This window comes from Simplicispira metamorpha (assembly GCF_004341365.1).
GTDB lineage: Bacteria > Pseudomonadota > Gammaproteobacteria > Burkholderiales > Burkholderiaceae_C > Simplicispira > Simplicispira metamorpha.
On the sequence record NZ_SLXH01000006.1, the window covers coordinates 1 to 25,487 of the forward strand.

General features: G+C 58.0%; 29 protein-coding genes, 1 pseudogene and 2 riboswitches. Of the genes and pseudogenes, 5 read left to right on the forward strand and 25 right to left on the reverse strand.

Annotated features, from left to right (window positions below):
* Positions 1–67 precede the first annotated feature (67 nt).
* The 7 genes from EV674_RS04525 to EV674_RS04555 form a co-directional block, all read right to left on the reverse strand.
* A complete protein-coding gene (locus EV674_RS04525; RefSeq protein WP_241524874.1) occupies positions 68–781 on the reverse strand; it encodes a pentapeptide repeat-containing protein in 714 nt (237 codons plus the stop codon).
* A 101-nt stretch (positions 782–882) separates the two neighbouring features.
* Positions 883–1,080 (reverse strand): hypothetical protein, encoded by a 198-nt coding sequence (locus EV674_RS04530; protein ID WP_119012212.1) that lies wholly within the window; start codon positions 1,078–1,080, stop codon positions 883–885.
* A 192-nt stretch (positions 1,081–1,272) separates the two neighbouring features.
* Positions 1,273–1,620, reverse strand: a complete 348-nt coding sequence (locus tag EV674_RS04535) for a low molecular weight protein tyrosine phosphatase family protein (protein ID WP_119012318.1) — start codon at positions 1,618–1,620, stop codon at positions 1,273–1,275.
* A gap of 290 nt (positions 1,621–1,910) precedes the next feature.
* The gene (locus EV674_RS04540; RefSeq protein WP_119012213.1) at positions 1,911–2,201 is read right to left on the reverse strand and encodes a hypothetical protein; all 291 of its coding nucleotides are present in this window, start codon (positions 2,199–2,201) and stop codon (positions 1,911–1,913) included.
* Positions 2,202–2,222: 21 nt separating this feature from the next.
* Positions 2,223–2,639 (reverse strand): hypothetical protein, encoded by a 417-nt coding sequence (locus EV674_RS04545; protein ID WP_132750366.1) that lies wholly within the window; start codon positions 2,637–2,639, stop codon positions 2,223–2,225.
* A gap of 579 nt (positions 2,640–3,218) precedes the next feature.
* Complete coding sequence (locus EV674_RS04550) at positions 3,219–3,506, reverse strand: addiction module antidote protein (protein WP_119012319.1); 288 nt, start codon at positions 3,504–3,506, stop codon at positions 3,219–3,221.
* A 99-nt stretch (positions 3,507–3,605) separates the two neighbouring features.
* Positions 3,606–5,060, reverse strand: coding sequence for a hypothetical protein (locus EV674_RS04555; RefSeq protein WP_119012320.1), 1,455 nt, complete (start codon positions 5,058–5,060; stop codon positions 3,606–3,608).
* Between the two features lie 413 nt (positions 5,061–5,473).
* Between EV674_RS04555 and EV674_RS04560 the strand changes: the two are divergent.
* A pseudogene (locus EV674_RS04560) lies at positions 5,474–5,698 on the forward strand (transposase); the annotation flags it as partial.
* 161 nt (positions 5,699–5,859) lie between these two features.
* Here the strand turns inward: EV674_RS04560 and EV674_RS17985 are convergent.
* The 16 genes from EV674_RS17985 to EV674_RS04625 all read right to left on the reverse strand — a co-directional run bounded on the left by EV674_RS17985 (position 5,860) and on the right by EV674_RS04625 (position 19,754).
* Entirely contained in the window at positions 5,860–6,018 is a 159-nt protein-coding gene (locus EV674_RS17985; protein ID WP_374761663.1) for a DUF1010 domain-containing protein, read from the reverse strand.
* 48 nt (positions 6,019–6,066) lie between these two features.
* On the reverse strand, positions 6,067–6,381 hold the full coding sequence (locus EV674_RS04565) for a hypothetical protein (protein WP_132750367.1): 315 nt from the start codon (positions 6,379–6,381) through the stop codon (positions 6,067–6,069).
* Positions 6,382–6,470: 89 nt separating this feature from the next.
* Positions 6,471–6,848 (reverse strand): hypothetical protein, encoded by a 378-nt coding sequence (locus EV674_RS04570; protein ID WP_132750368.1) that lies wholly within the window; start codon positions 6,846–6,848, stop codon positions 6,471–6,473.
* A 246-nt stretch (positions 6,849–7,094) separates the two neighbouring features.
* Complete coding sequence (locus tag EV674_RS04575; protein WP_132750369.1) at positions 7,095–7,325, reverse strand: hypothetical protein; 231 nt, start codon at positions 7,323–7,325, stop codon at positions 7,095–7,097.
* 136 nt (positions 7,326–7,461) lie between these two features.
* Positions 7,462–7,653 (reverse strand): CFI-box-CTERM domain-containing protein, encoded by a 192-nt coding sequence (locus EV674_RS17990; RefSeq protein ID WP_374761665.1) that lies wholly within the window; start codon positions 7,651–7,653, stop codon positions 7,462–7,464.
* A gap of 34 nt (positions 7,654–7,687) precedes the next feature.
* Positions 7,688–8,320 (reverse strand): hypothetical protein, encoded by a 633-nt coding sequence (locus EV674_RS04580; RefSeq protein WP_132750370.1) that lies wholly within the window; start codon positions 8,318–8,320, stop codon positions 7,688–7,690.
* Positions 8,321–8,428: 108 nt separating this feature from the next.
* Entirely contained in the window at positions 8,429–8,668 is a 240-nt protein-coding gene (locus EV674_RS04585) for a hypothetical protein (RefSeq protein ID WP_132750371.1), read from the reverse strand.
* Positions 8,669–8,683: 15 nt separating this feature from the next.
* Entirely contained in the window at positions 8,684–9,136 is a 453-nt protein-coding gene (locus EV674_RS04590) for a DUF4760 domain-containing protein (RefSeq protein WP_119012215.1), read from the reverse strand.
* A 175-nt stretch (positions 9,137–9,311) separates the two neighbouring features.
* Positions 9,312–9,464, reverse strand: coding sequence for a hypothetical protein (locus EV674_RS17340; protein ID WP_157983662.1), 153 nt, complete (start codon positions 9,462–9,464; stop codon positions 9,312–9,314).
* A 359-nt stretch (positions 9,465–9,823) separates the two neighbouring features.
* Positions 9,824–12,727, reverse strand: coding sequence for an aminomethyl-transferring glycine dehydrogenase (gcvP, locus tag EV674_RS04595; protein WP_119012216.1), 2,904 nt, complete (start codon positions 12,725–12,727; stop codon positions 9,824–9,826).
* Between the two features lie 280 nt (positions 12,728–13,007).
* The gene (gcvH, locus tag EV674_RS04600) at positions 13,008–13,382 is read right to left on the reverse strand and encodes a glycine cleavage system protein GcvH (protein WP_119012217.1); all 375 of its coding nucleotides are present in this window, start codon (positions 13,380–13,382) and stop codon (positions 13,008–13,010) included.
* Between the two features lie 177 nt (positions 13,383–13,559).
* On the reverse strand, positions 13,560–14,696 hold the full coding sequence (gene gcvT / locus EV674_RS04605; protein WP_119012218.1) for a glycine cleavage system aminomethyltransferase GcvT: 1,137 nt from the start codon (positions 14,694–14,696) through the stop codon (positions 13,560–13,562).
* A 50-nt stretch (positions 14,697–14,746) separates the two neighbouring features.
* A riboswitch (glycine riboswitch) is annotated at positions 14,747–14,870 on the reverse strand.
* Between the two features lie 21 nt (positions 14,871–14,891).
* A riboswitch (glycine riboswitch) is annotated at positions 14,892–14,982 on the reverse strand.
* Between the two features lie 153 nt (positions 14,983–15,135).
* Complete coding sequence (locus tag EV674_RS04610; protein WP_119012219.1) at positions 15,136–15,930, reverse strand: ABC transporter ATP-binding protein; 795 nt, start codon at positions 15,928–15,930, stop codon at positions 15,136–15,138.
* Between the two features lie 21 nt (positions 15,931–15,951).
* Positions 15,952–16,842, reverse strand: a complete 891-nt coding sequence (locus EV674_RS04615; protein WP_119012220.1) for an ABC transporter permease — start codon at positions 16,840–16,842, stop codon at positions 15,952–15,954.
* Positions 16,843–16,922: 80 nt separating this feature from the next.
* Positions 16,923–17,894, reverse strand: coding sequence for an ABC transporter substrate-binding protein (locus EV674_RS04620; protein WP_374761664.1), 972 nt, complete (start codon positions 17,892–17,894; stop codon positions 16,923–16,925).
* A 159-nt stretch (positions 17,895–18,053) separates the two neighbouring features.
* Complete coding sequence (locus EV674_RS04625) at positions 18,054–19,754, reverse strand: electron transfer flavoprotein-ubiquinone oxidoreductase (protein ID WP_119012221.1); 1,701 nt, start codon at positions 19,752–19,754, stop codon at positions 18,054–18,056.
* Between the two features lie 146 nt (positions 19,755–19,900).
* Here EV674_RS04625 and EV674_RS04630 point away from each other — a divergent pair, with 146 nt between their 5' ends.
* Both EV674_RS04630 and EV674_RS04635 read left to right on the forward strand, forming a co-directional pair.
* On the forward strand, positions 19,901–20,683 hold the full coding sequence (locus EV674_RS04630) for an SDR family oxidoreductase (protein WP_119012222.1): 783 nt from the start codon (positions 19,901–19,903) through the stop codon (positions 20,681–20,683).
* A gap of 28 nt (positions 20,684–20,711) precedes the next feature.
* A complete protein-coding gene (locus EV674_RS04635) occupies positions 20,712–21,134 on the forward strand; it encodes an acyl-CoA thioesterase (protein ID WP_119012223.1) in 423 nt (140 codons plus the stop codon).
* Positions 21,135–21,210: 76 nt separating this feature from the next.
* Here EV674_RS04635 and EV674_RS04640 read toward each other — a convergent pair whose 3' ends face one another.
* Positions 21,211–21,795 carry a peroxidase-related enzyme gene (locus EV674_RS04640; RefSeq protein ID WP_119012224.1) on the reverse strand — a complete coding sequence of 195 codons (585 nt, stop codon included), beginning with the start codon at positions 21,793–21,795 and terminating at the stop codon, positions 21,211–21,213.
* Between the two features lie 120 nt (positions 21,796–21,915).
* Here EV674_RS04640 and katG point away from each other — a divergent pair, with 120 nt between their 5' ends.
* Positions 21,916–24,057 (forward strand): catalase/peroxidase HPI, encoded by a 2,142-nt coding sequence (katG, locus tag EV674_RS04645; RefSeq protein WP_119012225.1) that lies wholly within the window; start codon positions 21,916–21,918, stop codon positions 24,055–24,057.
* Between the two features lie 80 nt (positions 24,058–24,137).
* On the opposite strand, the gene EV674_RS04650 is transcribed toward katG, so the two are convergent.
* Positions 24,138–24,683, reverse strand: a complete 546-nt coding sequence (locus tag EV674_RS04650; protein ID WP_119012226.1) for a PAS and helix-turn-helix domain-containing protein — start codon at positions 24,681–24,683, stop codon at positions 24,138–24,140.
* Positions 24,684–24,779: 96 nt separating this feature from the next.
* Between EV674_RS04650 and EV674_RS04655 the strand changes: the two genes are divergently transcribed.
* Positions 24,780–25,484: a CoA transferase subunit A gene (locus EV674_RS04655; protein ID WP_119012227.1), complete on the forward strand. Its 705-nt coding sequence runs from the start codon at positions 24,780–24,782 to the stop codon at positions 25,482–25,484.
* Positions 25,485–25,487: the final 3 nt, after the last annotated feature.

A 25,487-nucleotide genomic window follows, 5' to 3' on the forward strand; every position in this document is an offset into this window, starting at 1 on the left:
TTGCAGAAATCGCCCAAAAAGGTGCAGCAGTTTTTTGGGAAGGATTCTGTCAAATATGCCGCTTGATTCAAGTTGTTTTATTTCTAGTCAATAATCGATCTTGCTTTGCTCCGAACTTTGAATTGGCACAAGACTGATCAATCAATCGCTGCCGTCCGTCAGCGTTTGGAGCTTCCGCAATCGTGTCATTGAAGGAACCAAAGTCATTGTTCCCCTCTGCATCCTCAAGAACAAAATTCACTCCTGTCAGATCGGTGTTTTGGAGAGATTTTGCAAGAATTAAAGAAATATCTACTTTGGCAAATGCTAAGCGAGTCGATATAAGGCTTGCCCCATCGAACATAGCGCCACCAAGATTACTGTTGTAGAACTTTGCTCCATCTAAATTTGCACCGGAAAGATTTGAGCCCTGTAGATTAGCACCAGTGAGGTTTGCGCCGCTAAGGTTGGCCGCGCGCATTGATGCTCCCTTCAAATTCGCTCCAACAAGATAGGTGTTCCGCAAATCAATTCTGTCAAGAGAAACACCGTTCTTCACCAGAATTTGAATGGCATTGACTTGTCCTCCATTGCTCCCTTTTCCTGCCATTTTGGTAACCGTATCCCAGGCTTTTGATATCCTGTCTTCATCGGTTTTTATTCTGTCTTCATTGAATTTGATGTAGGCAACAGTAAAAGCCCCAATAGCAACAGCGAGCGTAATAATGGTTGCTGACTGATTAATTCGAACCCAAACACGCACGGTTGGAGATTTTTCTAAATATTCTGCAATTTGGTTCATCATTCTATTTTTGAAAAATCTGTTGCGACCGGTGCCTGAAAATTAATGCCCTGAGTTCAGTCGCCGCGTAGCGGCCGGCTACGATGGATGGTTAGAATAAGCTAGATTTTTACGTAACGCCATGTTTTTAGACCAAGAGCTAGGGCAGCGAGCTTTGCTGTTTCTTTATCGCCGAAACAAGGCACTTCGTATAAATCCAAATTATCCAGCAAGATGAAATCACCTTCTTTTATGGATGCATCGAATTTAAATTCGTACCACTGCACTTTGTTGTGGGTGGTTGCTAAGACATAGCTCATAAAAATTTTCTAACGCCGTTAGGAAATTAGGTGTTCTTTTGATAAACAACGATCAGAATTGGATCGATAGTGTTCCCAGCAACGTGAATAATCAGATCTCATATATTCCTAACGAACTAAAGTAATCGGCAACTGGAAGCCGTCCGCTTTGACTGGTTAGGCGGCACGCGCGCCTCGGTGCTTCACGTCGCTTCATTCGGCCCCCAGAATGCCATTGACGGATTGCTCTAGCATTTCGATTAACTCAGGATCCATGTACTTGTATTCGTCGGGAATGTCGAGTACGTGAATGGGCTTGTTCTCCAGGATTCTGGTGAACTCAGCAACCAGCCTGGACTTGTGCTTCTCTTCCATGACAAAGATGATGCTGGCCCATCTAATGTCTTCGATTGAAACCTTGTGGCGTGCATTCGGGCTTGTTCCTGCGGAGCGTGCATTTATTTTTGGATGCTTACGCCACAGTTTTTCTGCAGTTGGACTCCGCCATTGATTTCTGCTACAGATGAAAAGTACGTTGATCTTCTCTTCCAACTTCGCCATGGCCTCTTCTTGTATGAGCTGCCTTTCTGTAGTTCGAGGATAGTCGAACCCGAGCTGCTGAGCGCGAGCTAGTTTGACAGAACGCGTGTACAAGTTCTTCCACTGCTTTTCTCTTGGGAGATCATCTTTGCTTGTCATGTGAATGACCTACTGATGCCTAACGTAGAGATGAGCTGCGCACAGCGGCAGGGCGCTGCGGAGCGCAAAAATCACGTGCGTGCTTTGCAGCGCCCTGCCGTTGTGTGTCCGTCTCGACCGCCATGTTAAGTTGCACCGCGTTCCTCCTCTAACTACACCTCGGCACGCCGTCTGAACTCATTCGCCGACTCCTGCCTGCTCATTGTTTGAGCCGCGAGGGTCAATTCGGACCAGAACAACGCCTGGAATGGATCGTCGGAGTATTGCTCTCCGATGTAAGCCAACTCGTCGAGCGCGAGCCCCCATTCCGTGTGATGCAAGAACTCTTGGTACTGCGCCTCAGCCCGCGCGGAGTCGGCGCGCTCCAGCGCCACTGGAAGGAAGTAGCGCGCTGCCGCCAAATGGCGCAAGGCCTGCTTCTGTTGTTCTGACCACGGACGCATATGCGCAATTTAACGTTGGAGCTAAGAGGCGACTTTGGCGTTAGCCAAAGACGTCCCACTTGAGCGACTGGTTATGCCCTTACTGCCCTCGGTATTGCCAGCAGAAGTAGCTTGATCGCATTTCTCTAACTTTGACTTTTCTATAGAAATACCGACGAATATTGAAATAGGTGCCGTAATCACTGCAGTAATAGTGGCAACGAGGATGGGCTTCCCGAGCCAATCCTTCCATGACTGGTTTTTTGATTCTTGTTGATGTATAAATGCAATGGCATCTTTAACGGGCTGATTAAGCGCATTTGGTTCGCCTAATTTTGGAAGAATGTACGCCAAATGCGCCTTCACTTCGGCGATTTCTTGCTTGGAGATATTTGAATCGTAGGCTCTCGCAATGCTATTTTGGATATCAACGGTTAGCTTACTGTAAGAATTTTTCATAGCGATGGCTCTATCAAGGGCATAACGAAAGTAGTTCTGCGACGTTGGAGCGGGGCACCCAAAAAACCTGTTTTTTTATAAGCAGACAACGCGCACCACTGACCCAAACAATGCCTGATGCCCATGCTGCGCTGTAAAGATGCGTTCACATAAACTCGCTTATGTCGCGCACTTGAGAGCGCAGCACACGCTATCAGATTTTTCTTGTTTTATAAATACCCGTTGTTTGTGTTATCAGTCGCATATTTTTAATTATGTGGTGCAGCTCTAGTGTCGAAGAACTAGAATGAGACGACCGCTCTGCATAAGCGGTCAGTCCGATAAAATCGGTAGACATCCTACCCCATACACAGGAAAAATCCAGTAGCCTGCCGTTTAGGCAAACCTAAAATTCAGCGGATATCAATCCTTGCTTGCAACCCCAACTCCAATACCTCGCGCCCACCCAAACTGCTGGAGCACATGCGTATTCACCTGCGCACGGGGCATTACAGCATTTGCACTGAACCTGCCAGACACAAAAAAGGCCCGTCGCAACGGGCCTGTGTGTTGATCAATTGCAGGGCTGGCAACGTATCGTTAGCGGGCCAGTGGTTGTGGCACCAGTTTTAAGCCAAGCGCCTGCATCACCTTGACGACAGTGGCATAACTTGGGTTGCCGGTGGCACAAAGTGAGCGGTAGAGCGCCTCACGTGCCAGGCCAGTATCGCGGGCCAGTTGCGTCATGCCACGGGCGCGGTCCACGTCGCCCAAGGCCGCTGCCAGTAGCGTAGGGTCGTTGTCTTCCAATACCACGGTCAGGTATTCGGCGATTTTTTCTTCGCTGTCGAGGTAATCAGCAACGTCGAAAATTTTCAGGTCGGCCATTTGGATCATTGGTCAATCTCTGGCTGACCGTGGAAATTTGAAAGCACTGGCGGCGCTGTGTGAGACTTGCGCCAAGCCAAGCTTTCTGATTTGAAATGGTCAGAATAAAGGCGCCATTTCAGGCAGCTTCGTGGAGTCAATGCCTTCGCACAGATCGTTTTCCACGGTCAGGTTGCCGACGGAGTCGATCCTCACCGTCCAGATCGTGTCGTAATCGTTGCCCGGCCAAGTTCGTTCTTTTTCGGTGCCGCCATAGCTGTCAAGCAACGCATTGAGAAACGGGTTGATCCGTTGCGACTCCCAGCCCAGCAGCATGACTTGATTGGAAAACTGGCCACCGTTAAAGAAAAACTGACGGGCAGACTCGGCGGCGGTGGCCGGGCTTACCAACAGGGAGAAACTGGAGGCCAGTTTGTAGGGCAATTTGTTGGCAATTGCGTAAGGTAGCACCGTCAATGAGGGCCTGACGTAAGAAATCCCGAAATTGGCTATCGATTGTGCCGGGTCGATGGAGTAAACCACGTTTGGCGCTGGGACAAGTTTGTCGTTGAGTGATTTGCCCAAATCCAATGCGCGCCATTGGCCTGCTGCGACAAAATTGCCATTTTCAAATACAAAGTTGGCGTCTGGATGCGCTTCTGCGTGGCGTACGATATACACCGTCTGATTTTTGTTGATATTCGGCGGAATAACGGCACCATTAATGCCACCGATGCGGGAGGTTTTGAAAGAAGGTTGCAGCAGGTGTGTGCAGGCAGCGCGTTCCACTGGCAACGGCAGGTCTGGGTAGCTGGTGGCGGGGTTGAGTTGGCTGTTGTAAGTCACCAGATTGGCATTTCCCGATGCCGTGATCGAGATCGCATAGACATGGTTTGAACCCATGAAGCTGGTCGGCAAATCCAGTGCGTACCCTTGCTGCTGGTTAATGTTGACTAACAGGGCACGGATGGTTTCCCAGGGGGCAGAGAAAACATGAAAACCAGGCGTTTTTTTCGCGATGATGCCGCTGACCAGCTGCGTGTTGGCGTCAGTGTTTTTGAAATCAAGCCCTTGGCACACGGTGCAGAATGTTGCAGGCACAGCCACCCCATTGGGGACAGTTGCCGGCGTATACGCTGCATGAATGGGGAAGCTGTTGGCGGTATAGGTGTTTCCGACTTTATCCAGTGGGCGCTGGTCTCGATTCAGCAGCGCAAACTGCTGAATAAACCCGATAGCCGCCATATCGGGATAATCGTTGGCGGTTTGCAGATGCGTCATCGGTGAGAGCGCATAAATAGCGTTAACGTTTTCTCCCCCCAGAACCTGATTTTTCAGATAAGTGGCCAACAGGAGTGAGCGATTGAGCCCCTGTGGGGTGAGGTTGGCGGTATTTGGGTTGATATCACCGGGTGTCTGGTATGTCAAATCCGGGCTGACCACAAAGACCAGATTGAGATTGCCCGCATTGAGCGGGGCATTTGGATTGATATTTTCTGGGTTGTCTGAGCAGCCAGTGAGCAGCGATAAGGCAAGCGCTAGCCACAACGATCCCAGATAAAAAAACTTTTTCACAAGAAACTCCTGAGGGTGGGCATACATTTTATGCGGGACAAATTACAAAAATTTCAAGATGTATCGCCAAATATTGCGCAAGCGCCTGCGCGATCCACGCAAATGTACATCTACCATTTCCGCCAAATCTATTTCTGAGCAGGGCACACAGAGGTTGCTGTTAGTGCGCTGAGGAAATACTGCAAAACCTCTATCCTTGTTTGGTGGACGTCAGCAGCCAATGGCATCCTAGCAGCCCATGAACCAAAGCAGCCTTGATCTGAATCTAAGCATCAAAAAGATTAAGCATCAAAAAGATCCGCCAGCAGGAGTTGCTGGTCCTGATGGAGGGCGTGGTTTTCTGGGCTGCATTGGTTGACCCCATTGCCCCGTATGACCCAGAAGGCACGAACGGCGGGTTGCGGTAGGGTGGGGCAGGCTACCAGGGCGTAGAAAAACGCCTGTATACCCAAAATGGCGTCATTTGGCATATAGCCATGCACATCCGCGCCAAAGTGGAGCATCCCTTGCGGGTGCTCAAACGGCAGTTTGGCTACACCAAGGTGCGCTATCGGGGGCTGAAGAAAAACACACTACAACGGAAGACGTTGTTTGCGCTATCGAACCTGTGGATGGTGCGCCATCCATGCACTTACTGATTCGAGTTATTCAGAGCATCCCTAGAGGTCAAAAAGACTTGAAGCCAGCGCACTGCCACAAGGCGAAGCCCGGCACATGGAAAAACCCAACGAATAACCGCTTGAGAAGGTAAAAGTCGGTGAATAAAACATGGGCCTAAATAATGCAGGTTTTGAGCAGGCTAACGAACAAAGTAAGCCGTTCGCCGAAGGCGAATCGGTTTGACTGATAGGTTAGAACCAGCAGTAAACAATAAAATACTGTGCACATGCAAAGCACTAAAAAACAGCTTCAAGTTCGCATGAAATACGGGTAGTGGTAAATTTGAAACCAAACCCATGAGCACCAATAAAATCTCCAAAACCTCGAATTTAATCCGCTCGTAGCATTATTTACGTCGGCTGCGTTCAGCATCCTCAAGACACTCTCTATAATGCCAATTAAGTATTTCTTGATTGATCATTCTAGGTCTCTGATCGTAGACGGAATCAATAATTGGAAAAATTGCAGGTCTAGATGACATTGCCTGCTTGAGTTGTTTTCTCTCAATCCCAGCGTCCGCTTTCTGGATGATGACTTGTACCAGTCCTTGGTAATCCTGACAAATTTCCTTGTCTTTTTTTGAAATGGCGTGAGCTGAAAAAGCGGTGAGTAATATGAATCCTGTGATGATTTTTTTTATATAAATTTTATTTAATACCATTTTTATATTTCAGCAGCCTTTTAGGCTGCATCGCTGCGCGATACTAGACGCCACTTTGAGTTCATCAATCATGCCTGCTGACGTATAACTCACTTAAAAAGCTTTGGATTCTGCTTCCGCATGATGTCTTCCATCTGGTTGCAGAGATCCGAAATCGTTGTACTTCCATCAATGATGAATGATCGATTGAAAAATCCGTTCTGCCGGTACAGATCGTCTGCGATATAGCCCGCAGGAAACTTTCCTTCGCAGACTACCGCAATGTCTTGTCCAGGCTTTGTCTTTAACCTGCTCTTGGCTTCGGTAGCTTTCCAGTTAGCAGCTGCAACTGAGCGCAACGGATTTCTGTTTGCCTTTGGATCGTTAACTTCTAACAGGACTTTGGACGTGCTATACGGTCTCTGCTGGGCAAAAGCTGAAATCGTACTCATTGAAGCCAATACTAAAATTACTGAAAATATCTTCATGGATTCTCGTTTTCTTTGAATAAATGCTGCCTAGAGTAGGCTAACGTTAAATTGAGGGGCAGGCCGCTTCTGGCCTGTCCCTCTCGAATATTAGATTAGCCGCCATAGGCAGCGAAAACGACATGGCTATTTATTTATTCGCAATTCACCTCGTTGAAACCGCTCTGAAATAATCGGAACGCAGAGTTGAAAGCCAAGAGATTCAGCCATTTCTTTTGATTGAACTGACGATGGTTTAGTATAAATTTACTCAATAATTTTTTCGTGTAGGTTGTTATCCCCCTTTGGCCTCGATTTCCCGTCAGTCCTCATCATGAATACTCCCCGAGAAATTGACTTCCAGCCGTCGCAAGCTTGCTCAATTGCCGCTGCTTGTGCAGGACTGGGGCGCCAGCCATCAGCGGCATTTGTCATAGTTGCGTAAACGGTAAGTGCAATAAAGAACACCCAATATCGTGGTGAGAAATTGATTTTCATAAATGCTCTCCGAGTTGTAATGTCCATGGATGGCGGCTAACGATAGAGGTAAGCGTGCCACCGTAGGTGGATCCGCTTGAGTGCGGGGTTAGAACCACAGCGCCAACGTAAGAAACTATCTACCTTATTCACAAGCCTAGTTGCTTTGGTATTTGCGAGCGAGGTTTTTTACGAGTGGTGCAAGCAGCAGGCGCGTTATCCTTGAGCGCAGGTTGCGTGCAATGAAATATGCAATCGGCGAACTTAAGTGGTAGTAGAAGGCAACCAAACGCCTGCCCCAAGACGAAGCCATAAAACGCTGGTCACGCCATGCCCTAAGAACATCTATTTAAATTCATCCTGTACTGTAGGCAGTCGGATGCTCAGTTCTCGAACTGATTTACATAAATATTAGCACTTTGCCGTTCGGATGGGGCTGAAAAAACTTTTTCCCACGGCTCTTTTTTGAGAAATATATTGACTTCGGAGTATTGATAAACTTGTGCAACCTTCCAGCCATCCGATTCTTTTTCGAGAATGTATTTCATTTTTTCTCCCTCTGTACGACGTTTTTTATCAGACTCTGAAAATACGACTCCCTCTGGAATTGGCGTCGAATTTTTAATCGTCACCATGGCAGTAGCGCGGGACTCCGTATCCTGTTTTATGTCAGTGATATCACGCGTATATTTATCGAACTGAATTTTCTTAGATTGATTGTCATCTTTGTGGGCCAAGAGAACATCACTAGACATGAGTTTATGTGCATCAAAGCCAATTCTGCTCTTTAGCTTCAGTATTTCAGATGCTTGCGCAGCGTACCAATCAAACTCTCCCTTTCTATAAAAATCCTTCGCAAGCCAATAAGACTTAAGGGCTCGATCAGGTGTTGAAATATCGATATTTATCGAGGGCGGAGACGGTGCTTGAGGACTGGGTGCCGCAGTGGAAGGATTCTGCTTTTGTTGACAACCAATAATCAGCAATGTGGCAAGAACAGAAAATATGAGTTTCATGTGGCATTTATACCAGAAAGAGTCGTAAATATGACAGACTTGGAGCTACCTAACGTTTGAATTCACCGGACTGCGCGGCTTTTCGCGCAGGTCCGGTGGAATGATGGGTTAGCCAGCTTTCCCTGAGCCCCTGCAACAACCACAGGGCGCACCTGAAGGGAGGGCAGATATTGTATTGGCACGGGCCTCAAACGAAAGGCTCTCTGTTGCCAGAACTCGCCGGGTACGCTCGATGGTGACGGTAATAATTTCATCAGCGTTTCCCGACACAGAGAAGGACTTCTTGAATTTTTGGTCGCCACTCTTTACAAAATCAAGAACAGTTTGGACTACGGTTTTTTCATTCATATGATTTCCTATTGGTTAAGCACGTTGAACACGATCCTGCGACAGTCTTTCACTCTCAAGCGAGTTGTAAAACTCGGTGGCAGCCTTGTTTTGTTTGAGCAGCCCCTCACCATCAACTGAGAGCCCAGGAATTGAGCGACATCTTTTGACATCGTCGTAGTGCATGATGAATTGATCTTTGAATGTTCGCCGTATAACTTTTTCATCGATCATTCCACCCTCGCAGCAAAGAGCCACTAACTCAAGCGTATTTACGACCTTGATTACATCCGGAGTAACCGGAGTGTTTGAGTCAATTTTGCTTAACGTTGCCATGTAGTCCCACAAAGGCAGGAGTAGTTGCCGCTGAGAAAGCAATTTCTGGTTTTGATGCACTTTGTAGGCAACGATGATCGCTATTGTCGTAGCAACGCCAGACAAAACAGCCCCCGCGGCCGATGAAATTGCTGTAATCAAGTTGACATCCATAGGCGATTCCTTTGCTGGCTAACGAATAAGGTAAGCCGGCCGCCGTAGGCGGATCGGCTTGAGCGAAAGGTTAGGGACGCTTCCGCCTGAGTAAAAAGTTAAGAACTTCTGAGTCATTATCCTGCGCTCTTGGAATCTCAAGAGTTTTTCCATCAAACGTTTCTATTACTATATATTAATTTTTTGGGTCTGCCATCGACATTCCACCGATGTCAATTGTGTGTACACCAAAGTATTCTTGGAGATTCTTTACATTTTTATAGGCTATCCGGATTTCCTTTTCGTCATAACCGGTTGCAACGATTTCATCTTCATCAAAGATATTCATATTTTTCCTAACTGGAATTAGACGACAACTCTGCATGAGTGCTCAGTCCGATAAAATCGTATGCATCCTACCCCATACACAGGAAAAATCCAGTAGCCTGCCGTTGAGGCAAACCTAAAATTCAGCGGATACCAATCCTGCTTACGACCCCAACGCCAATACCCCGTGCCCACCCAAACTGCTGGAGCGCATACGCATTTGATTTTGTAAGCTGCATGAAAGTATTGGTGCTGAAAACCTGTTTATCTATGGGGCGCGGAATTTTTAACCCGCTCGATGCGCTGTAAAGCAAAAAGGCCCGTTACCGGGCCTTTGGTTTTTATAGGGCAGCGCCATCCCGGCGCTGCACCAGCGTCGTTTTACGCCTCCCAATCCTCCACCGGCAGGCAGCTGCAAAACAGGTTGCGGTCGCCATACACGTTGTCCACGCGGCCCACGGGGCTCCAGTATTTGCTTTTGCGCAGCGCGGGCAGCGGGTAGGCGGCGGTTTCGCGGCTGTAGGGGCGGTTCCACTCGGCGCCCAGCAGGCTCTCTGCCGTGTGGGGCGCGTTCTTCAGCGGGTTGTTGTCCTGCGGCCAGGCGCCCGATTCGATCTGGCGGATTTCGCCTCGGATGGCGATCATCGCGGCGATGAAGCGGTTCAGCTCGGCCAGGGTTTCGCTTTCGGTGGGTTCCACCATCAGCGTGTTGGGCACGGGAAAGCTCAGCGTGGGCGCGTGGAAGCCGTAGTCAATCAGCCGCTTGGCCACGTCCTCGGCCATCACGCCGCTGGTTTCCTTGAGCTGGCGCAGGTCAAGGATGCACTCGTGGGCGACATGGCCGGGTTTGCCATCTTGGCCTTCGCTGGCGTACAGCGTGGGGTAGTGGTCTTTCAGGCGGGCGCTGATGTAGTTGGCGCTCAGGATGGCGGTTTCGGTGGCCGCTTTCAGGCCGTCTGCGCCCATCATGCGGATGTACATCCAGCTGATGGGCAAAACGGCTGCGTTGCCTAGCGGGGCTGCGCTGACTGCTCCTGTTTTGGAAGTAATGCCGCCGGTGGCATGGCCGGGCAGGTAGGGCACCAAGTCTTCTACCACGCACACGGGGCCTACGCCGGGGCCGCCGCCGCCGTGGGGGATGCAGAAGGTTTTGTGCAGGTTCAGGTGGCTCACGTCGCCACCAAACTCGCCGGGCGCGGCCACGCCCACCAGCGCGTTCATGTTGGCGCCGTCCACATAGACGCGGCCCCCGTGCTGGTGTACCAGCGCGCAGAGTTCTTTCACGCTGGTTTCAAACACGCCGTGGGTGCTGGGGTAGGTGATCATCACGCAGGCCAGGTTTTGGCTGTGTTGCTCGCACTTGGCTTGCAGGTCGGCCATGTCCACGTTGCCGTTGTCGTCGCACTTGGTGACGACGACCTGCATGCCCACCATTTGCGCGCTGGCGGGGTTGGTGCCGTGGGCGCTGCTGGGTATCAGGCAGATGTTGCGTTGGCCCTGGCCTTGGGCAGCGTGGTAGGCCTTGATGGCCAGCAGGCCCGCGTATTCGCCCTGGCTGCCGGCGTTGGGTTGCAGGCTGATGCCCGCGTAGCCCGTGGCCTGGCACAGCCAGGCACGCAGTTGTTCATCCAATGCTTGGTAGCCCTGCAATTGGTCGGCGGGGGCAAAGGGGTGGATGTGCGCAAACTCGGGCCAGGTGATGGGGATCATCTCGCTGGTGGCGTTGAGCTTCATGGTGCAGCTGCCCAGCGGGATCATGGTGCGGTCGAGCGCCAAATCCTTGTCCGACAGCTGGCGGATGTAGCGCAGCATGCCCGTCTCAGAGTGGTAGGTGTTGAACACCGGGTGCGTCAGGTAGGCGCTGGTGCGGTGCAGGTGGGCGGGAATGAGCGGCTCCACGCCGTTCTCAAACGCCTCGAAGGTGGGCAGCGGCTGGCCGTCCTGGGCAAAGATGCGCCACAGTAGCTGGATGTCATCGCGCGTGGTGGTTTCGTCCAGCGTGATGCACAGCTCGGTTTCTGAGCGAATTCGCAGGTTAACGCCCATGGAGACTGCGCGAGCAGCTATTGCTTTGGTAGCGCCTGCGGTGCGCAGCAGCAGCGTATCGAAGGCCGCTTGCGCCTGCACGGGCGCGCCCAGTTGCTGCAAGCCCTGGGCCAGGATGGCGGTGAAGGCGGCCACGCGCTGGGCGATGCGCGCCAGCCCCTCGGGGCCGTGGTAGACGGCGTACATGCTGGCAATGACGGCGGGCAGCACCTGCGCGGTGCAGATGTTGCTGGTGGCTTTTTCTCGGCGGATGTGCTGCTCGCGCGTTTGCAGCGCCAGGCGGTAGGCGGGGTGGCCGTGGGCGTCCACGCTCACGCCCACCAGGCGACCGGGCAGCGACCGTTTGAACTCGTCGCGGCAGGCCATGTAGGCGGCGTGCGGGCCACCGGCGCCCATGGGCATGCCAAAGCGCTGCGTGGTGCCCACTACGATGTCGGCGCCCCATTCGCCGGGCGGGGTCAGCAGCGTTAGCGCCAGCAGGTCGGCGGCGGCAATGAAGGCGGCTTGTTGGGCGTGGGCTTTGTCCACATCGGCGCGCAAATCGTCAATGCGGCCCGTGGTGGCGGGGTATTGCGCCAGCGCGGCAAAGTGGTCGCCGTCCAGCGCGGCCTGCCACTCTTGGGGCGACTGCGCCAGCACCACCTCGATGCCCAGCGGCGCGGCGCGGGTCTGTATCACTTCGATGGTTTGCGGGTGCGCCTCGCCCGAGACGATAAAGCGCTGGCTCTTGGATTTGACCGAGCGCTTGGCCAGCGCCATGGCCTCCGCCGCTGCCGTGGCCTCGTCCAGCATGGAGGCGTTGGCAATGGGCATGGCCGTCAGGTCGCACACCATGGTCTGGAAGTTGACCAGCGCTTCCATGCGGCCCTGGCTGATTTCTGCCTGGTAGGGCGTGTAGGCGGTGTACCAGGCGGGGTTTTCCAGCACGTTGCGCAGGATGACGCCGGGCGTGTGCGTGCCGTGGTAGCCCTGGCCGATGAAGCTCTTGAGCAGCTGGTTTTTGCGGGCGATGGCCTGCAGTTCGGCCAGCGCGGCCGCTTCGGTCACGGGCGCGGGCAAGTCCATGGCACTGGCGCGGGCGATGGAGCGCGGCACGATGGCGTCGATCAGTGTGCGGCGCGAGGCTTCGCCAATCACCGACAGCATGTGCGCCTCATCAAAGGCGTCAATGCCGATGTGGCGGGGCAGGAATTCGGTGGCGTTTTCCAACGCAGACAGGGGCAGGGCGGCGGAGGTCATGGGCGGTGATTGCTATGGATAGAGGAGCTGCTCGCGTTGAGCGGGCGCGGGCTGGGGGCGGTTTTGGTGCTGAAAATGGGGCGGGTGGTGGCCGCAATGCGCTGCGGTGGTACTGCCCAGGCCCCGGGGGCAGGGCCGGGGCCAGGCGGAAGGCGTTTTTCAAGAGCCAAATCGGCTTCTGGCCTTGATGGGGTGTGCGCTAGCAGCTATCAAAAAAGGAGTGATTCGGGCAGGCTGCCGGGCTGCGCCGCGCGGTGGGTGTGCCGCGTGGCGCTGCGCTTTAGGCGCTGGCGGCAAAGGCGCCGTAAGCGGTTTCGTCCATCAGGCCATCGAGCTGGCTGGCGTCGCTGAGCTTGACCTTGAAGAACCAGCCCGCGCCCAGCGGGTCGGTGTTGGCCAGCGAGGGGTCGGCGCGCAGGGCTTCGTTGACTTCGACGATTTCACCGCCCACGGGCATGAACACGTCGGCAGCGGCTTTCACCGACTCGACCACGCCAGCGACGTCGCCTTGCGCGAATGTGGCGCCCACTTCGGGCAGATCGACAAACACCACATCGCCCAGCGCGTCTTGCGCATGGACGGTGATGCCGACCACGGCAGCGGCGGTGTCAGCGGCGTTGACCCACTCGTGGTCTTTGGAAAATTGGATGGTCATGGGAAAAGCTCCTTGGGTGACTGGGTGATAAAAAACGGGAATCCGGAATGTAAATGGCTGGCTGCCCCGCAGCCCGTGCCAAGCGCACTGCCTTGGCGAGTGCCGCCGCGCAAGGGCCGCCCCGCCGCGCTGGCGGCGGCACCGAGGCGCGCAGCGACTCAGGGGGGCTTCTTTTTCTTAGCCCCGGTAGTAGCGCGTGGGCACGAAGGGCGTGGGCACCACCACCATGGGCACGGGCTTGCCGCGCACGATGGCGAACAGTTCGGTGCCCAGCGCTGCGTAGTCGGGCTGCACGTAGGCCAGCGCAATGGGCTGGTTCAGCGTGGGGCTGAGCAGGCCGCTGGTGACGTGGCCGATGTGCTGGCCGTCCAGGTTTTCCAGCACGGCGGGTTCGCGCACGGGCACGCGCTCCTGGGCGATCAGGGCCACGCGCTGGCGGGTCAGGCTGGCCGGGTTGTCCAGCTGGGCCAGCACCACATCGGCACCGATAAAGCCCCCGGCGCGCGCGCCGCCGCTGCGGCGCACTTTCTGCATGGCCCAGTTCAGGCCAGCCTCTACGGGGGTGGTGGTGACGTCGAGATCGTTGCCGTACAGGCACAGGCCCGCTTCCAGGCGCAGCGAGTTGCGCGCGCCCAGGCCAATGGGCTGGACTTCAGGCTGTGCCAGCAGGGTGCGCGCCAGGGCTTCGGCCTGCGCGGCGGGCACGGAGATTTCAAAGCCGTCTTCGCCCGTGTAGCCGCTGCGCGTCACCAGGCAGTCGGCACCGGCGATGGTCAAGCGGGCGCCGGTCATGAACACCAGTTGCGCCGCGCCCGGTGCCAGGCGCGCCAGCACGGCAGCGGCCTGCGGGCCTTGCAACGCCAGCAGGGCCTGGTCGGGCAGTGGCACCACCTGGCAGCGCTGGCCAATCTGCGCCTGGATGTGGGCGATGTCCCCCACCTTACAGGCGCCGTTGACGATGACGAAGATTTCATCCGGCCCCACGCGCAAGAACATCAGGTCGTCGATGATGCCGCCCGCCTCGTTCAGCAGCAGGCCGTAGCGCTGCTTGCCCACGGGCAGGTCGATCACATCGACGGGCATCAGCGTCTCGAACGCGGCGGCGGCGTCGGGGCCGATGAGGCGCAGCTGGCCCATGTGCGAGACATCGAACAAACCGGCCTGCGCGCGCGTGTGCAGGTGCTCGGCCATCAGGCCCGCCGGGTACTGCACGGGCATGGAATAACCAGCAAAGGGCACCATGCGCGCGCCCAGTTCAAGGTGCAGTGCGTTCAGGGGCGTGGTCAGCAAGGGGGCGGCGGCAGGGGCGGACATGGGCAAATCTCCAGGGCAAATAGGGGCCGTGGCCTGGGGGTGGCCACGAAATTTGCCCTGCTGTCCGCTTTACCTGAGAGATTCGCCCGGGATAGCGCGCGCTGCGCCGGGGTTGCTCCTTCGGTGGACGGCCACGGTGTGTGGGTGCAGCCGCCTCTCTCCAGCAAGGTGACGCGCGCATCACTGCGCGCGTTTGTCAGTCCTTTTGCCTGAGCGTTCGGGCTTTGCCTGCGCCTTCGGCGGCGACCTGCTGCACGGTGCGGCAGCGGGTGCGCTCTCTCCTGACCGGGCGGATTCTACGCAGTTTTGCCCCGCTTGCGCCTGGCAGGGGGCAGAAAAATTTACAGCCACATCGGGCCTTGGCACCCGCCAGGTCAGCGCCAGTAGCTATTATTCCAATAGCAAGATACAGTGCGCCCTGGCAGGCGCTGGGCGCGGTTCAGCCCAGCAGCAGCGCGTCGTCCGAGAGCTTTTCTCCGCGCACTTTTTCAAACATTTTCAGCAGGTCGGGCACGTCCAGGCGGCTGCGTTCCTCGCCCGACACGTCCAGCACCACCTGGCCCTGGTGCAGCATCACGGTGCGCTGGCCCACGTCCAGCGCCTGGCGCATGCTGTGCGTGACCATCATGGTGGTGAGTTTGTTTTCGGCCACGATGCGCGCCGTCAGTTGCAGCACGAAGTCGGCGGTGCGCGGATCGAGCGCGGCGGTGTGCTCGTCCAGCAGCAGGATGCGCGACGGTTGCAGCGCCGCCATCAGCAGGCTTACGGCCTGGCGCTGGCCGCCCGAGAGCAGGCCGATGCGGTCGGTGAGGCGGTTTTCCAGCCCCAGGCCCAGCGTGGCCAGGCGGGCGCGGAAGGTGTCGCGCAGGGCCGGTTTGACGGCGCTGCGCAGGCCGCGCAAGTTACCGCGCTCTTGCGCCAGGGCCATGTTTTCTTCGATGGTCAGGTCTTCGCAGGTGCCCGCCATGGGGTCTTGGAACACCCGCGCCACGCGCGAGGCGCGCGCCCACACGGGCTGGCGCGTCATGTCCACGCCGTCGATGGTGATGGTGCCGCTGTCCACGCCCAGGTCGCCCGAGATGGCGTTGAGGAAGGTGGACTTGCCCGCCCCGTTGGAGCCGATGACGGTCACGAACTGGCCCGCCGGAATGTTCAGCGACATGCCGCGCAGGGCGCGCGTTTCAATGGGCGTGCCGGGGTTGAAGGTGATTTGGAGGTTTTGGGCGCTCAGCATGGGTCGTCTCTGGTAGGGGGCTCACTGCGGGCGGCGTTTGGCCAGCTTGCGCTTGATTTGCGGAATCACCAGCGCGATGGTGACCAGCACGGCAGTCACCAGGTTCAGGTCTTGCGCCTTCAGGCCGATGAAGTCGCTGTTGAGCGCCATCGCAATGAAAAAGCGGTACACGATGGCGCCAATCACCACGGCCAGCGTGGCCAGCACCAGTTTGCGCGACGGCAAGATGCTCTCGCCCACGATCACGGCGGCCAGGCCAATCACGATGGTGCCAATGCCCATGGAGATGTCGGCGCCGCCTTGCGTCTGGGCAAACAGGGCGCCTGCCAGGCCCACCAGCCCGTTGGACACCGCCATGCCCAGCAGCACCATGGCGCCGGTGTTGACGCCCTGGGCGCGCGCCATGCGGGCGTTGGAGCCGGTGGCGCGAATGGCCAGACCGCGCTCGGTGGCAAAAAACCAGTCCATAGCCAGCTTGGCCGCAATGACGATGACGGCCAGCAGCAGCGGGCGGGCCACGTAATCTTCCATGCCCGCAGGTTGCAGCACGTTGAACAAGGTGGGGTCGTTGATGAGTGGCACGTTGGGGCCGCCCATGATGCGCAGGTTGATGGAGTACAGCGCAATCATCATCAGGATGCTGGCCAGCAAGTCCATGATTTTGAGCTTGACGTTGAGCCAGCCGGTGATGAGCCCGGCCACGGCGCCCGCCGCAGTGGCCGCGATGGTGGCCACAAACGGGTTGGTGCCCGTGGAAATCAAAATGGCGCAGACGGCGCCACCCAGCGGAAAGCTGCCATCCACCGTAAGGTCAGGAAAGCGCAGCAACCGGAAAGAGATAAAAACCCCCAGCGCCACCAGGCTGAAGATCAGGCCGATTTCAACGGCGCCAAGCAGAGAAAAAAAGGACATGGGGCAGCAGCAGTGGGGTGGTGAAAACAAAGCAGGAGCCAGCAATGGCTCCTGCGGTTCAGGGTGCGCGGGTGCAGCCCTTACTGGATGACTTGCGCGGCCGACTTGACCAGCGCCTCAGGCAGCTTCACGCCTTGCTTTTCAGCGGCGCCGGGGTTCACGAACAGTTCCATTTTGGTGCTGACTTCGGGCTTGATGTCACCGGGTTTTTCGCCCTTCAAGATGCGAACCACCATGCGGCCGGTTTGCTCGCCCAGATCGCGGTAGTTGATGCCAAAGGCGGCAATGGCGCCGCGCTTGACGCTGTCGGTGTCTGAAGCCACCAGCGGGATTTTGGCTTCCTGGCCCACTTTGACCAACGCTTCGTAGGCAGAAACCACGTTGTTGTCGGTGTTGGTGTAGATCACATCGACCTTGCCGATCAGGCTGCGCGCGGCGCTGCCCACGTCCACCGAGCGGGGCGCGGCGGCTTCCACCAGCGTCATGCCCAGCGTGGGCAGCAGCTTTTGCAGCTCTTTGACCACGACCACCGAGTTGGCTTCGCCAGGGTTGTAGACCATGCCCACGCGCTTGGCGTTGGGCACCACCTGCTTGAGCAGCTCCATTTGCTTGTCCAGCGCCAGCATGTCGGACACGCCAGTGACGTTGGTCTTGGAGGGCTCCCAGCTGGCGAGCAGCTTGGCCACCACCGGATCGGTCACGGCAGAGAACACCACAGGCACGGTTTTGGTGGAGGCCACCACAGCCTGGGCCGACGGCGTGGCAATGGCGACGATGGCATCGGGCTTGTCGCCCACAAACTTGCGTGCAATTTGCGCTGCCGTACCGGTGTTGCCCTGGGCGCTTTGGTACTGCCACTTGAGGTTTTTGCCGGACTCAAAGCCCGCATCTTTGAGCGCAGCCTGCACGCCGTCGCGCACGGCGTCGAGGGCAGGGTGTTCCACGATGGCGGTCACGGCCACGGATTTTTGCTGGGCCATGGCGGGTGCCACTGCGGCCACGGCCAGTGCCAGGGCTCCCAGGTGCATCCAGGGCGTTTTTTTCATGTTCATCTCCAAGCTGTCCTTTTGGTTTCCTGGTGGATCTCGCCGGCTGCGCGCAGGAAAGACGCGCGCCGGTGGGCGAGTGTACCGCCGTGCTTTCCGCCGCGCTGGTTTATAAGCCAAAAAGGCCTGCAAGGCAGGCCAGTCAAGCGCTACGTGCTATGGTTTTTACATGCCGGAGTAGTTCGGGCCGCCGCCGCCTTCGGGCGTGACCCAGACGATGTTTTGCGTTGGGTCTTTGATGTCGCAGGTTTTGCAGTGCACGCAGTTTTGGGCGTTGATTTGCAGGCGCTGGGCGTTGCCGCCCTTGGCCTCGTCGGGCACAAACTCGTACACGCCCGCTGGGCAGTAGCGGGCTTCAGGCCCAGCGTATTTCGCCAGGTTGATGCTCACGGGCACGCTGGCGTCCTTGAGCGTGAGGTGGGCGGGCTGGTTTTCTTCGTGGTTGGTGTTGCTGATGAACACGCTGGAGAGGCGGTCAAAGGTCAGCTTGCCATCGGGCTTGGGGTACTCGATGGGCTGGCATTCGGCGGCGGGCTTCAAGTAGGCGTGGTCGGGCTTGTCGCGGTGCAGCGTCCAGGGGATGTGGCCGCGCAGCACAAACTGCTCAAAACCGTTCATCACGGTGCCCACGGCCAGACCGTACTTGAACCAGTTCTTGAAGTTGCGGTCTTTGTTCAGCTCGGTGTGCAGCCAGCTGCTGTCAAAGGCCTTGGGGTAGGCGGCCAGCTCGTCGTGCTGGCGTCCGGCGGCAATGGCGTCAAAAGCGGCCTCGGCAGCCAGCATGCCGGTCTTGATGGCAGCGTGGCTGCCCTTGATGCGGCTGACGTTCAAAAAGCCCGCGTCGCAGCCCACCAGCGCGCCGCCAGGGAAGACAAACTTGGGCAGCGAGTTGATGCCGCTGGCGTTGATGGCGCGCGCGCCATACGACAGGCGCTTGGCCGTGACTTCGCCCGCGTCGTTTTCGAGGTAGTAGCGAACGCGGGGGTGCGTCTTCCAGCGCTGGAATTCTTCAAACGGGCTCAGGTAGGGGTTGCTGTAGCCCAGGCCGGTGACAAAGCCCATGGCCACCTTGTTGCCCTCCAGGTGGTAGAGGAAGGCGCCGCCGTAGGTGTCGTTTTCCATGGGCCAGCCAGCGGTGTGCATGACAAAGCCGGGCTGGTGGCGTGCGGGGTCGATTTCCCACAGCTCTTTGATGCCGATGCCAAAGCTTTGCGGGTCGCGCCCGGCGTCGAGCTGGTAGCGGGCGATGAGCTGTTTGCCCAGGTGGCCGCGTGCGCCTTCGGCAAACACGGTGTATTTGCCCAGCAGCTCCATGCCCAGCTGGAAGTTGTCGGTGGGCTCGCCGTCTTTGCCCAGACCCATGTTGCCGGTGGCCACGCCCTTGACGCTGCCGTCTTCGTTGTAGAGCACTTCGGCGGCGGTGAAGCCGGGGAAAATTTCCACGCCCAGCGCTTCAGCCTGCTCGCCCAGCCACTTGGTGACGGCGCCCAGGCTGACGATGTAGTTGCCGTGGTTGTGGGCAAACGGTGGCAAGAGCGGGTTGGGCACGCGGGTGCCGGAGGTTTCGCTCAGGAAGATGTAGGCGTCATCGGTGACGGGCTGGTTGAGCGGGGCGCCGCGCTCTTTCCAGTCCGGAAACAGCTCGGTCAGCGCCTGGGGGTCCATGATGGCGCCCGAGAGGATGTGCGCGCCCGGCTCGGAGCCTTTTTCCAGCACCACCACGGACACGTCCTGGCCTTTTTCGGCAGACAGCTGCTTGATGCGGATGGCAGTGGCCAGCCCACCGGGGCCACCGCCGACCACCACCACGTCGTATTCCATGGCTTCGCGGGGGCCGAATTGGGCAAGGATTTCTTCGTTTGTCATGGCTGTATCGTCGGGCGTTTGAGTTTGATAATGGGGAATTTTGTAATAACAGGCAACCTTACGGCTGTCTTGCACGCGACCGATTGTATGCACCGGCAGGGCAACAATCGGGCGACTGTTTCATCTGCATCAAGAGGAAGACCCCTATGGCATACAGCATCGACTTGTCTGGCCGCGTGGCCCTGGTGACCGGCGCCTCCAGCGGTTTGGGGGCGCAGTTTGCGCGCACCCTGGCCAAGGCCGGTGCGGGTGTGGTGCTGGCCAGCCGCCGCCTGGAAAAGCTCAAGGCGCTGCGCGCGCAGATTGAAGGCGAGGGCGGCGACGCCCATGTGGTGGAGCTGGACGTGACCGACCACGACTCCATCAAGGCCGCCGTGGCGCACGCTGAAACCGAGATGGGCTCCATCGACATCCTGGTCAACAACTCGGGCGTGTCCACCACGCAGCGCCTGCAAGAGGTCACGCCCGAAGACTTTGATTACATCTTCGGTGCCAACGTCAAAGGCGCTTTTTTTGTCGCACAGGAGGTGGGCAAGCGCATGCTGGCGCGCGCCACGGGCCAGGCGCCGGGCAGCTTCACGGGCGGGCGCATCATCAACATCGCGTCCATGGCCGGGCTCAAGGTGCTGCCGCAGATTGGCGCCTATTGCATGAGCAAGGCCGCCGTCATCCAGATGACGCGCGCCATGGCGCTGGAGTGGGGCCGCTTTGGTATCAATGTCAACGCGATATGCCCCGGCTACATCGATACCGAAATCAACCACCGCCACTGGCAAACCGAACAGGGGCAAAAACTGATCAACCTGCTGCCGCGCAAGCGCGTGGGCCAGCCCCAAGACCTGGATGCGCTGATCGTGATGCTGGCCAGCGACCAGAGCCACTTCATCAACGGTGCGGTGATTGCCGCCGATGATGGTTTTGCCATTTAACCCACACGAAAACCACACGACGACTGCCATGAAATTTGAGATTCCCGAGGCCAAAAAGCTGGTGCATGAAATGCGTTTTCCGGTGCGCTGGGGCGATATGGACGCGCTGGGCCATGTCAACAACACGGTGTACTTCCGCTACCTGGAAATGGCCCGCGTGGAGTGGGTGCGCCAGGTGGGCAGCAGCCTGGACCCCAGCGGTGAGGGCATGGTGATCGTCAATGCGTTCTGCAATTTTTACCAGCAGCTGGCCTACCCCGATGAGGTGCTACTCAAGTTCTACGTGAGCGACCCCGGCCGCACCACGTTCGAGACCTGGAGCACCATGGAGCGCGTGGGCCAGCCCGGCGTGGTGTGCGCTGCGGGCGGCGCCACGGCCATCTGGGTCAATTACGCACAGCAAAAAGCCGTCACCTTGCCCGACTGGCTGCGGGCGCTGGTGGCGGCTTGATCGCTATCTGGATTTAGTGCCAAAAGTGGCTCAAGTCCTTGCGTGGTAAGCGCAAGCAGCTACTAAAAAAGTAGCATTATTTTTGCCGTGGCACGCGCCCCATCAGGTAGAACTCGGGGTTGGGCTGCATGCCGGCAAAGCTGGCCATGCGGTTGGACAGGCCAAAGAACGCCGTAATGGCCGCAATGTCCCAGATGTCCTCATCGTCAAAGCCGTGGGCGTGCAGGGCCTCGAAATCGGCGTCTTCCACCTCCTGGGCACGCTGGCATACCTTCATCGCAAAGTCCAGCATGGCGCGCTGGCGTGCGGTGATGTCGGCCTTGCGGTGGTTGACGGCCACCTGGTCGGCCACAAAAGGTTTTTTTTCGTAAATGCGCAAGATGGCGCCGTGCGCCACCACACAGTACAGGCACTGGTTGGCCGCGCTGGTGGTGGTGACGATCATCTCGCGCTCGCCTTTGGTCAGGCTGCTGGTGCGGCCTGCGCTTTCGGGCTCCATCAGGGCGTCGTGGTAGGCAAAAAAGGCGCGCCACTCGGCCGGGCGGCGGGCAAAGGCCAGAAACACATTGGGAATGAATCCGGCCTTTTCCTGCACTTGCAAAATGCGCTCGCGGATGTCTTCGGGCAGGGTGTTCAGGTCGGGAAAAGGGTAGCGGCTCACACGGGTCTCCTGGGTTGGTGTCATCAAAAAAACTATGGCGCGCTTTGTACAAATCAAATGCCTGTTTTTGGCACGCCTCACTATCATGGGGCTTGCCATCATCCACTCAAGGAGCGCCCCATGACCCATGAATCCAAATGCCCATTCCACGCCGCCGGTGCCAGCAACAGCACCACCAGCCGTGATTGGTGGCCAAACCAGTTGCGCGTGGATTTGTTGAACCAGCACTCCGGGCGCTCCAACCCTTTGGGCGAGCAGTTTGACTATGCCGCAGAGTTCAAAAAGCTCGATTACGCCGCGCTCAAAGGCGATCTGAAAGCGCTGCTGACCGATTCGCAAGACTGGTGGCCTGCCGACTGGGGCAGCTACGCCGGTTTGTTCATCCGCATGGCCTGGCACAGCGCGGGCACCTACCGCGCGGTCGATGGCCGGGGCGGCGCCGGGCGGGGCCAGCAGCGTTTTGCGCCGCTCAACAGCTGGCCCGACAACGTGAGCCTGGACAAGGCGCGCCGCCTGCTCTGGCCCATCAAGCAAAAGTACGGGCAAAAAATCTCCTGGGCCGACCTCATCATCCTGGCGGGCAACGTGGCCCTGGAAAACGCCGGCTTTCGCACCTTTGGCTTTGCTGCGGGCCGCCAAGACGTCTGGGAGCCCGACCAGGACGTGAACTGGGGCGACGAGAAAGCCTGGCTGGCCCACCGCGACCCTGAGGCCCTGGCCAAGAACCCCCTGGCCGCCACCGAGATGGGCCTGATCTACGTCAACCCTGAAGGCCCCAATGCCAGCGGCGACCCACTCTCAGCGGCAGCGGCCATCCGTGCCACCTTTGGCAACATGTCCATGGACGATGAAGAAACCGTGGCGCTGATTGCCGGGGGCCACACGCTGGGCAAAACCCATGGCGCCAGCGCCGCCAGCCACGTGGGCGCCGCCCCCGAGGCCGCCTCCATCGAGCAAATGGGCCTGGGTTGGGCCAACAGCTATGGCAGCGGCAGCGGCGCTGACGCCATCACCTCGGGCCTGGAGGTGGTGTGGACGCAAACGCCCACGCAGTGGAGCAACCAGTTCTTTGAAAACCTCTTCAAGTACGAATGGGTGCAGACGCGCAGCCCCGCCGGGGCCATCCAGTTCGAGGCCCAAGATGCGCCCGAGAGCATCCCCGACCCCTTCGACCCTGCCAAAAAGCGCAAGCCCACCATGCTGGTCACTGACCTGACGCTGCGCTTTGACCCCGAGTTCGAGAAGATTTCGCGCCGCTTCCTGAACGACCCACAGGCGTTCAACGAGGCTTTTGCCCGCGCCTGGTTCAAGCTCACCCACCGCGACATGGGCCCCAAGGCACGCTACCTGGGCCCCGAAGTGCCCAAAGAAGAGCTGATCTGGCAAGACCCGCTGCCCACACCGCAGCACCAGCCCACGGCGGCGGACATTGCCGATTTGAAGGCGCAGATTGCGGCCTCGGGCCTGTCGGTCAGCGAGTTGGTGTCGGTGGCCTGGGCCTCGGCCTCCACGTTCCGGGGCGGTGACAAGCGCGGCGGTGCCAACGGTGCGCGCCTGGCGCTGGCGCCGCAAAAAGACTGGGCCGTGAATGCGGCTGCCGTGGCCGTGCTGCCCCGGTTGCAGGCGATTCAAAAGGCGTCGGGCAAGGCGTCGCTGGCCGATGTGATCGTGCTGGCCGGGGTGGTGGGTGTGGAACAAGCTGCCCAGGCAGCGGGCGTGCCGGTAGAGGTGCCGTTTGTCCCGGGTCGCGTGGACGCCCGCCAAGACCAGACCGACATTGCCGCCTTTGCCCTGATGGAGCCCGTGGCCGATGGGCTGCGCAATTACCGCCGCGTGGCCAGCAGCACCAGCACCGAGGCGTTGCTGATCGACAAAGCCCAGCAGCTCACCCTCACCGCGCCTGAACTGACGGTATTGGTGGGCGGCCTGCGCGTGCTGGGCGCCAACTACGACGGCAGTGCGCACGGTGTGCTCACCGACAAAGTGGGCGTGCTCAGCAACGACTTCTTCGTCAACCTGCTGGACATGGCCACCGTCTGGAAACCCACCGACCCGACGCAGGAGCTGTTCGAGGGGCGCGAGCGCCACACCGGCGCCTTGAAATACACAGCCACCCGCAGCGATCTGGTGTTTGGCTCCAACGCGGTACTGCGCGCCCTGGCCGAGGTTTATGCCAGCGCTGATGCGCGTGAGAAGTTGGTGCGCGACTTTGTCGCCGCCTGGAATAAGGTGATGAACCTGGATCGCTTCGATCTGGCGTGAACCGGCAGTGCCCGCGCCTTGGGCGCCGGGCATTCCCGCACCGGCCTGCCCTGCGCAACAGGGTCAGGCCGGTGGCGTTTTCAGCTGCCTGCCACCAGCTTGTGTACCAGGTCGGCCGCTGTGGAGGCGCCGTATTTGCGCATCAGCCGGGCGCGGTAAATCTCTACGGTGCGGTGGCTGATGGCCAGGGCCTTGCCGATTTCCTTGGAGGTCATGCCTTCGAGCAGGCGCGCGGCCACTTCGCGCTCGCGCCCGGTCAGATCGGCCTTGACGGGGCGCTGTGCGCTCAGGTCTTCAAAGCTCCAGATGCCCGAGGCGTGCGGCGCCTCGCGGTTGAGCGCGCGGCCCGACACGTGGCACCAGAACACCTCGCCATTGAGGCGCTTCATGATGCGGCTGTCGGCGTAATAGCCCTTGGTGTTGAGGATGGGCGTCATGCGCGCGCCCAGGCGTTCGTACTCGTCGGCGCTGGGGTAGAGGATCTGGAAAGACTGGCCAATGAGCACCTCGCGCGAAGCCCCGAACATCTCGCAGACCTGGCGATTGCAGTCGATCATCGTGCGGTTGCGCGAGAGCACCAGGCCCACGGGCGCCATATCAAAAGCCAGCCGGTAATCAACATCCATAGCGCGTAGCGGTGCCGTAGTAGTGCAAATCTTTAGGGAATACTACGTAGCAGATTACGTAGTATCTTCACGATACCAAATTTCAAGGAGACTGTTGTGAACAAGGTGTTTCCCTCCGCAGCCGAGGCCCTGGCGGGCGTGGTTGCAGACGGCCAGCTGCTGGCTGTCGGTGGTTTCGGGTTGTGCGGTATCCCCGAAGCCCTGATCGATGCATTGCGCGACTCCGGGGTGAAAGACCTCACGGTGATCTCCAACAACGCGGGCGTGGACGGCTTTGGCCTGGGCAAGCTCCTGGAGACGCGCCAGATCAAGAAAATGATCTCCTCGTATGTGGGCGAGAACAAGGAGTTTGAGCGCCAGTACCTGGCGGGCGAACTGGAGCTGGAGTTCACGCCCCAGGGCACGCTGGCCGAGAAGCTGCGTGCGGGCGGCGCGGGCATTCCGGCATTTTTTACCAAGACGGGTGTGGGCACCATCGTGGCCGAGGGCAAAGAGCTGCGCGAGTTCGATGGCGAAACCTACGTCATGGAGCGCGCGCTGGTGCCTGAGGTGTCGCTGGTCAAGGCGCACCGTGCGGACAAATCGGGCAACCTGCAATTTCGTTTGACGGCGCGCAACTTCAACCCGGCAGCAGCCACGGCGGGCAAGGTCTGCATCGTGGAAGTGGAAGAAATCGTGGAAACCGGCGCCATCGCCCCCGACGACGTTCACCTGCCCGGTATTTACGTACACCGCATCGTGCACAACCCGACCCCCGAAAAGCGCATCGAAAAGCGCACCATCACCGCAACAGGAGCCTGAACC

Bases quoted from the DNA above. Each gene is read 5' to 3' on its own strand.
- EV674_RS04540 (WP_119012213.1), bottom strand. From the start codon at position 2,201: ATGCGTCCGTGGTCAGAACAACAGAAGCAGGCCTTGCGCCATTTGGCG.
- gcvH (WP_119012217.1), bottom strand. From the start codon at position 13,382: ATGACCATCCAATTTTCCAAAGACCACGAGTGGGTCAACGCCGCTGAC.
- katG (WP_119012225.1), top strand. From the start codon at position 21,916: ATGACCCATGAATCCAAATGCCCATTCCACGCCGCCGGTGCCAGCAAC.
- EV674_RS04550 (WP_119012319.1), bottom strand. From the start codon at position 3,506: ATGGCCGACCTGAAAATTTTCGACGTTGCTGATTACCTCGACAGCGAA.
- EV674_RS04610 (WP_119012219.1), bottom strand. From the start codon at position 15,930: ATGCTGAGCGCCCAAAACCTCCAAATCACCTTCAACCCCGGCACGCCC.
- EV674_RS04525 (WP_241524874.1), bottom strand. From the start codon at position 781: ATGAACCAAATTGCAGAATATTTAGAAAAATCTCCAACCGTGCGTGTT.
- EV674_RS04565 (WP_132750367.1), bottom strand. From the start codon at position 6,381: ATGGTATTAAATAAAATTTATATAAAAAAAATCATCACAGGATTCATA.
- EV674_RS04545 (WP_132750366.1), bottom strand. From the start codon at position 2,639: ATGAAAAATTCTTACAGTAAGCTAACCGTTGATATCCAAAATAGCATT.
- EV674_RS04650 (WP_119012226.1), bottom strand. From the start codon at position 24,683: ATGGATGTTGATTACCGGCTGGCTTTTGATATGGCGCCCGTGGGCCTG.
- gcvP (WP_119012216.1), bottom strand. From the start codon at position 12,727: ATGACCTCCGCCGCCCTGCCCCTGTCTGCGTTGGAAAACGCCACCGAA.
- EV674_RS04625 (WP_119012221.1), bottom strand. From the start codon at position 19,754: ATGACAAACGAAGAAATCCTTGCCCAATTCGGCCCCCGCGAAGCCATG.
- EV674_RS17985 (WP_374761663.1), bottom strand. From the start codon at position 6,018: ATGGGTTTGGTTTCAAATTTACCACTACCCGTATTTCATGCGAACTTG.
- EV674_RS04570 (WP_132750368.1), bottom strand. From the start codon at position 6,848: ATGAAGATATTTTCAGTAATTTTAGTATTGGCTTCAATGAGTACGATT.
- EV674_RS04620 (WP_374761664.1), bottom strand. From the start codon at position 17,894: ATGAACATGAAAAAAACGCCCTGGATGCACCTGGGAGCCCTGGCACTG.
- EV674_RS04535 (WP_119012318.1), bottom strand. From the start codon at position 1,620: ATGGCGAAGTTGGAAGAGAAGATCAACGTACTTTTCATCTGTAGCAGA.
- EV674_RS04575 (WP_132750369.1), bottom strand. From the start codon at position 7,325: ATGAAAATCAATTTCTCACCACGATATTGGGTGTTCTTTATTGCACTT.
- EV674_RS04580 (WP_132750370.1), bottom strand. From the start codon at position 8,320: ATGAAACTCATATTTTCTGTTCTTGCCACATTGCTGATTATTGGTTGT.
- EV674_RS04630 (WP_119012222.1), top strand. From the start codon at position 19,901: ATGGCATACAGCATCGACTTGTCTGGCCGCGTGGCCCTGGTGACCGGC.
- EV674_RS04585 (WP_132750371.1), bottom strand. From the start codon at position 8,668: ATGAATGAAAAAACCGTAGTCCAAACTGTTCTTGATTTTGTAAAGAGT.
- gcvT (WP_119012218.1), bottom strand. From the start codon at position 14,696: ATGTCCGCCCCTGCCGCCGCCCCCTTGCTGACCACGCCCCTGAACGCA.
- EV674_RS17340 (WP_157983662.1), bottom strand. From the start codon at position 9,464: ATGAATATCTTTGATGAAGATGAAATCGTTGCAACCGGTTATGACGAA.
- EV674_RS04530 (WP_119012212.1), bottom strand. From the start codon at position 1,080: ATGAGCTATGTCTTAGCAACCACCCACAACAAAGTGCAGTGGTACGAA.
- EV674_RS04635 (WP_119012223.1), top strand. From the start codon at position 20,712: ATGAAATTTGAGATTCCCGAGGCCAAAAAGCTGGTGCATGAAATGCGT.
- EV674_RS04590 (WP_119012215.1), bottom strand. From the start codon at position 9,136: ATGGATGTCAACTTGATTACAGCAATTTCATCGGCCGCGGGGGCTGTT.
- EV674_RS04615 (WP_119012220.1), bottom strand. From the start codon at position 16,842: ATGTCCTTTTTTTCTCTGCTTGGCGCCGTTGAAATCGGCCTGATCTTC.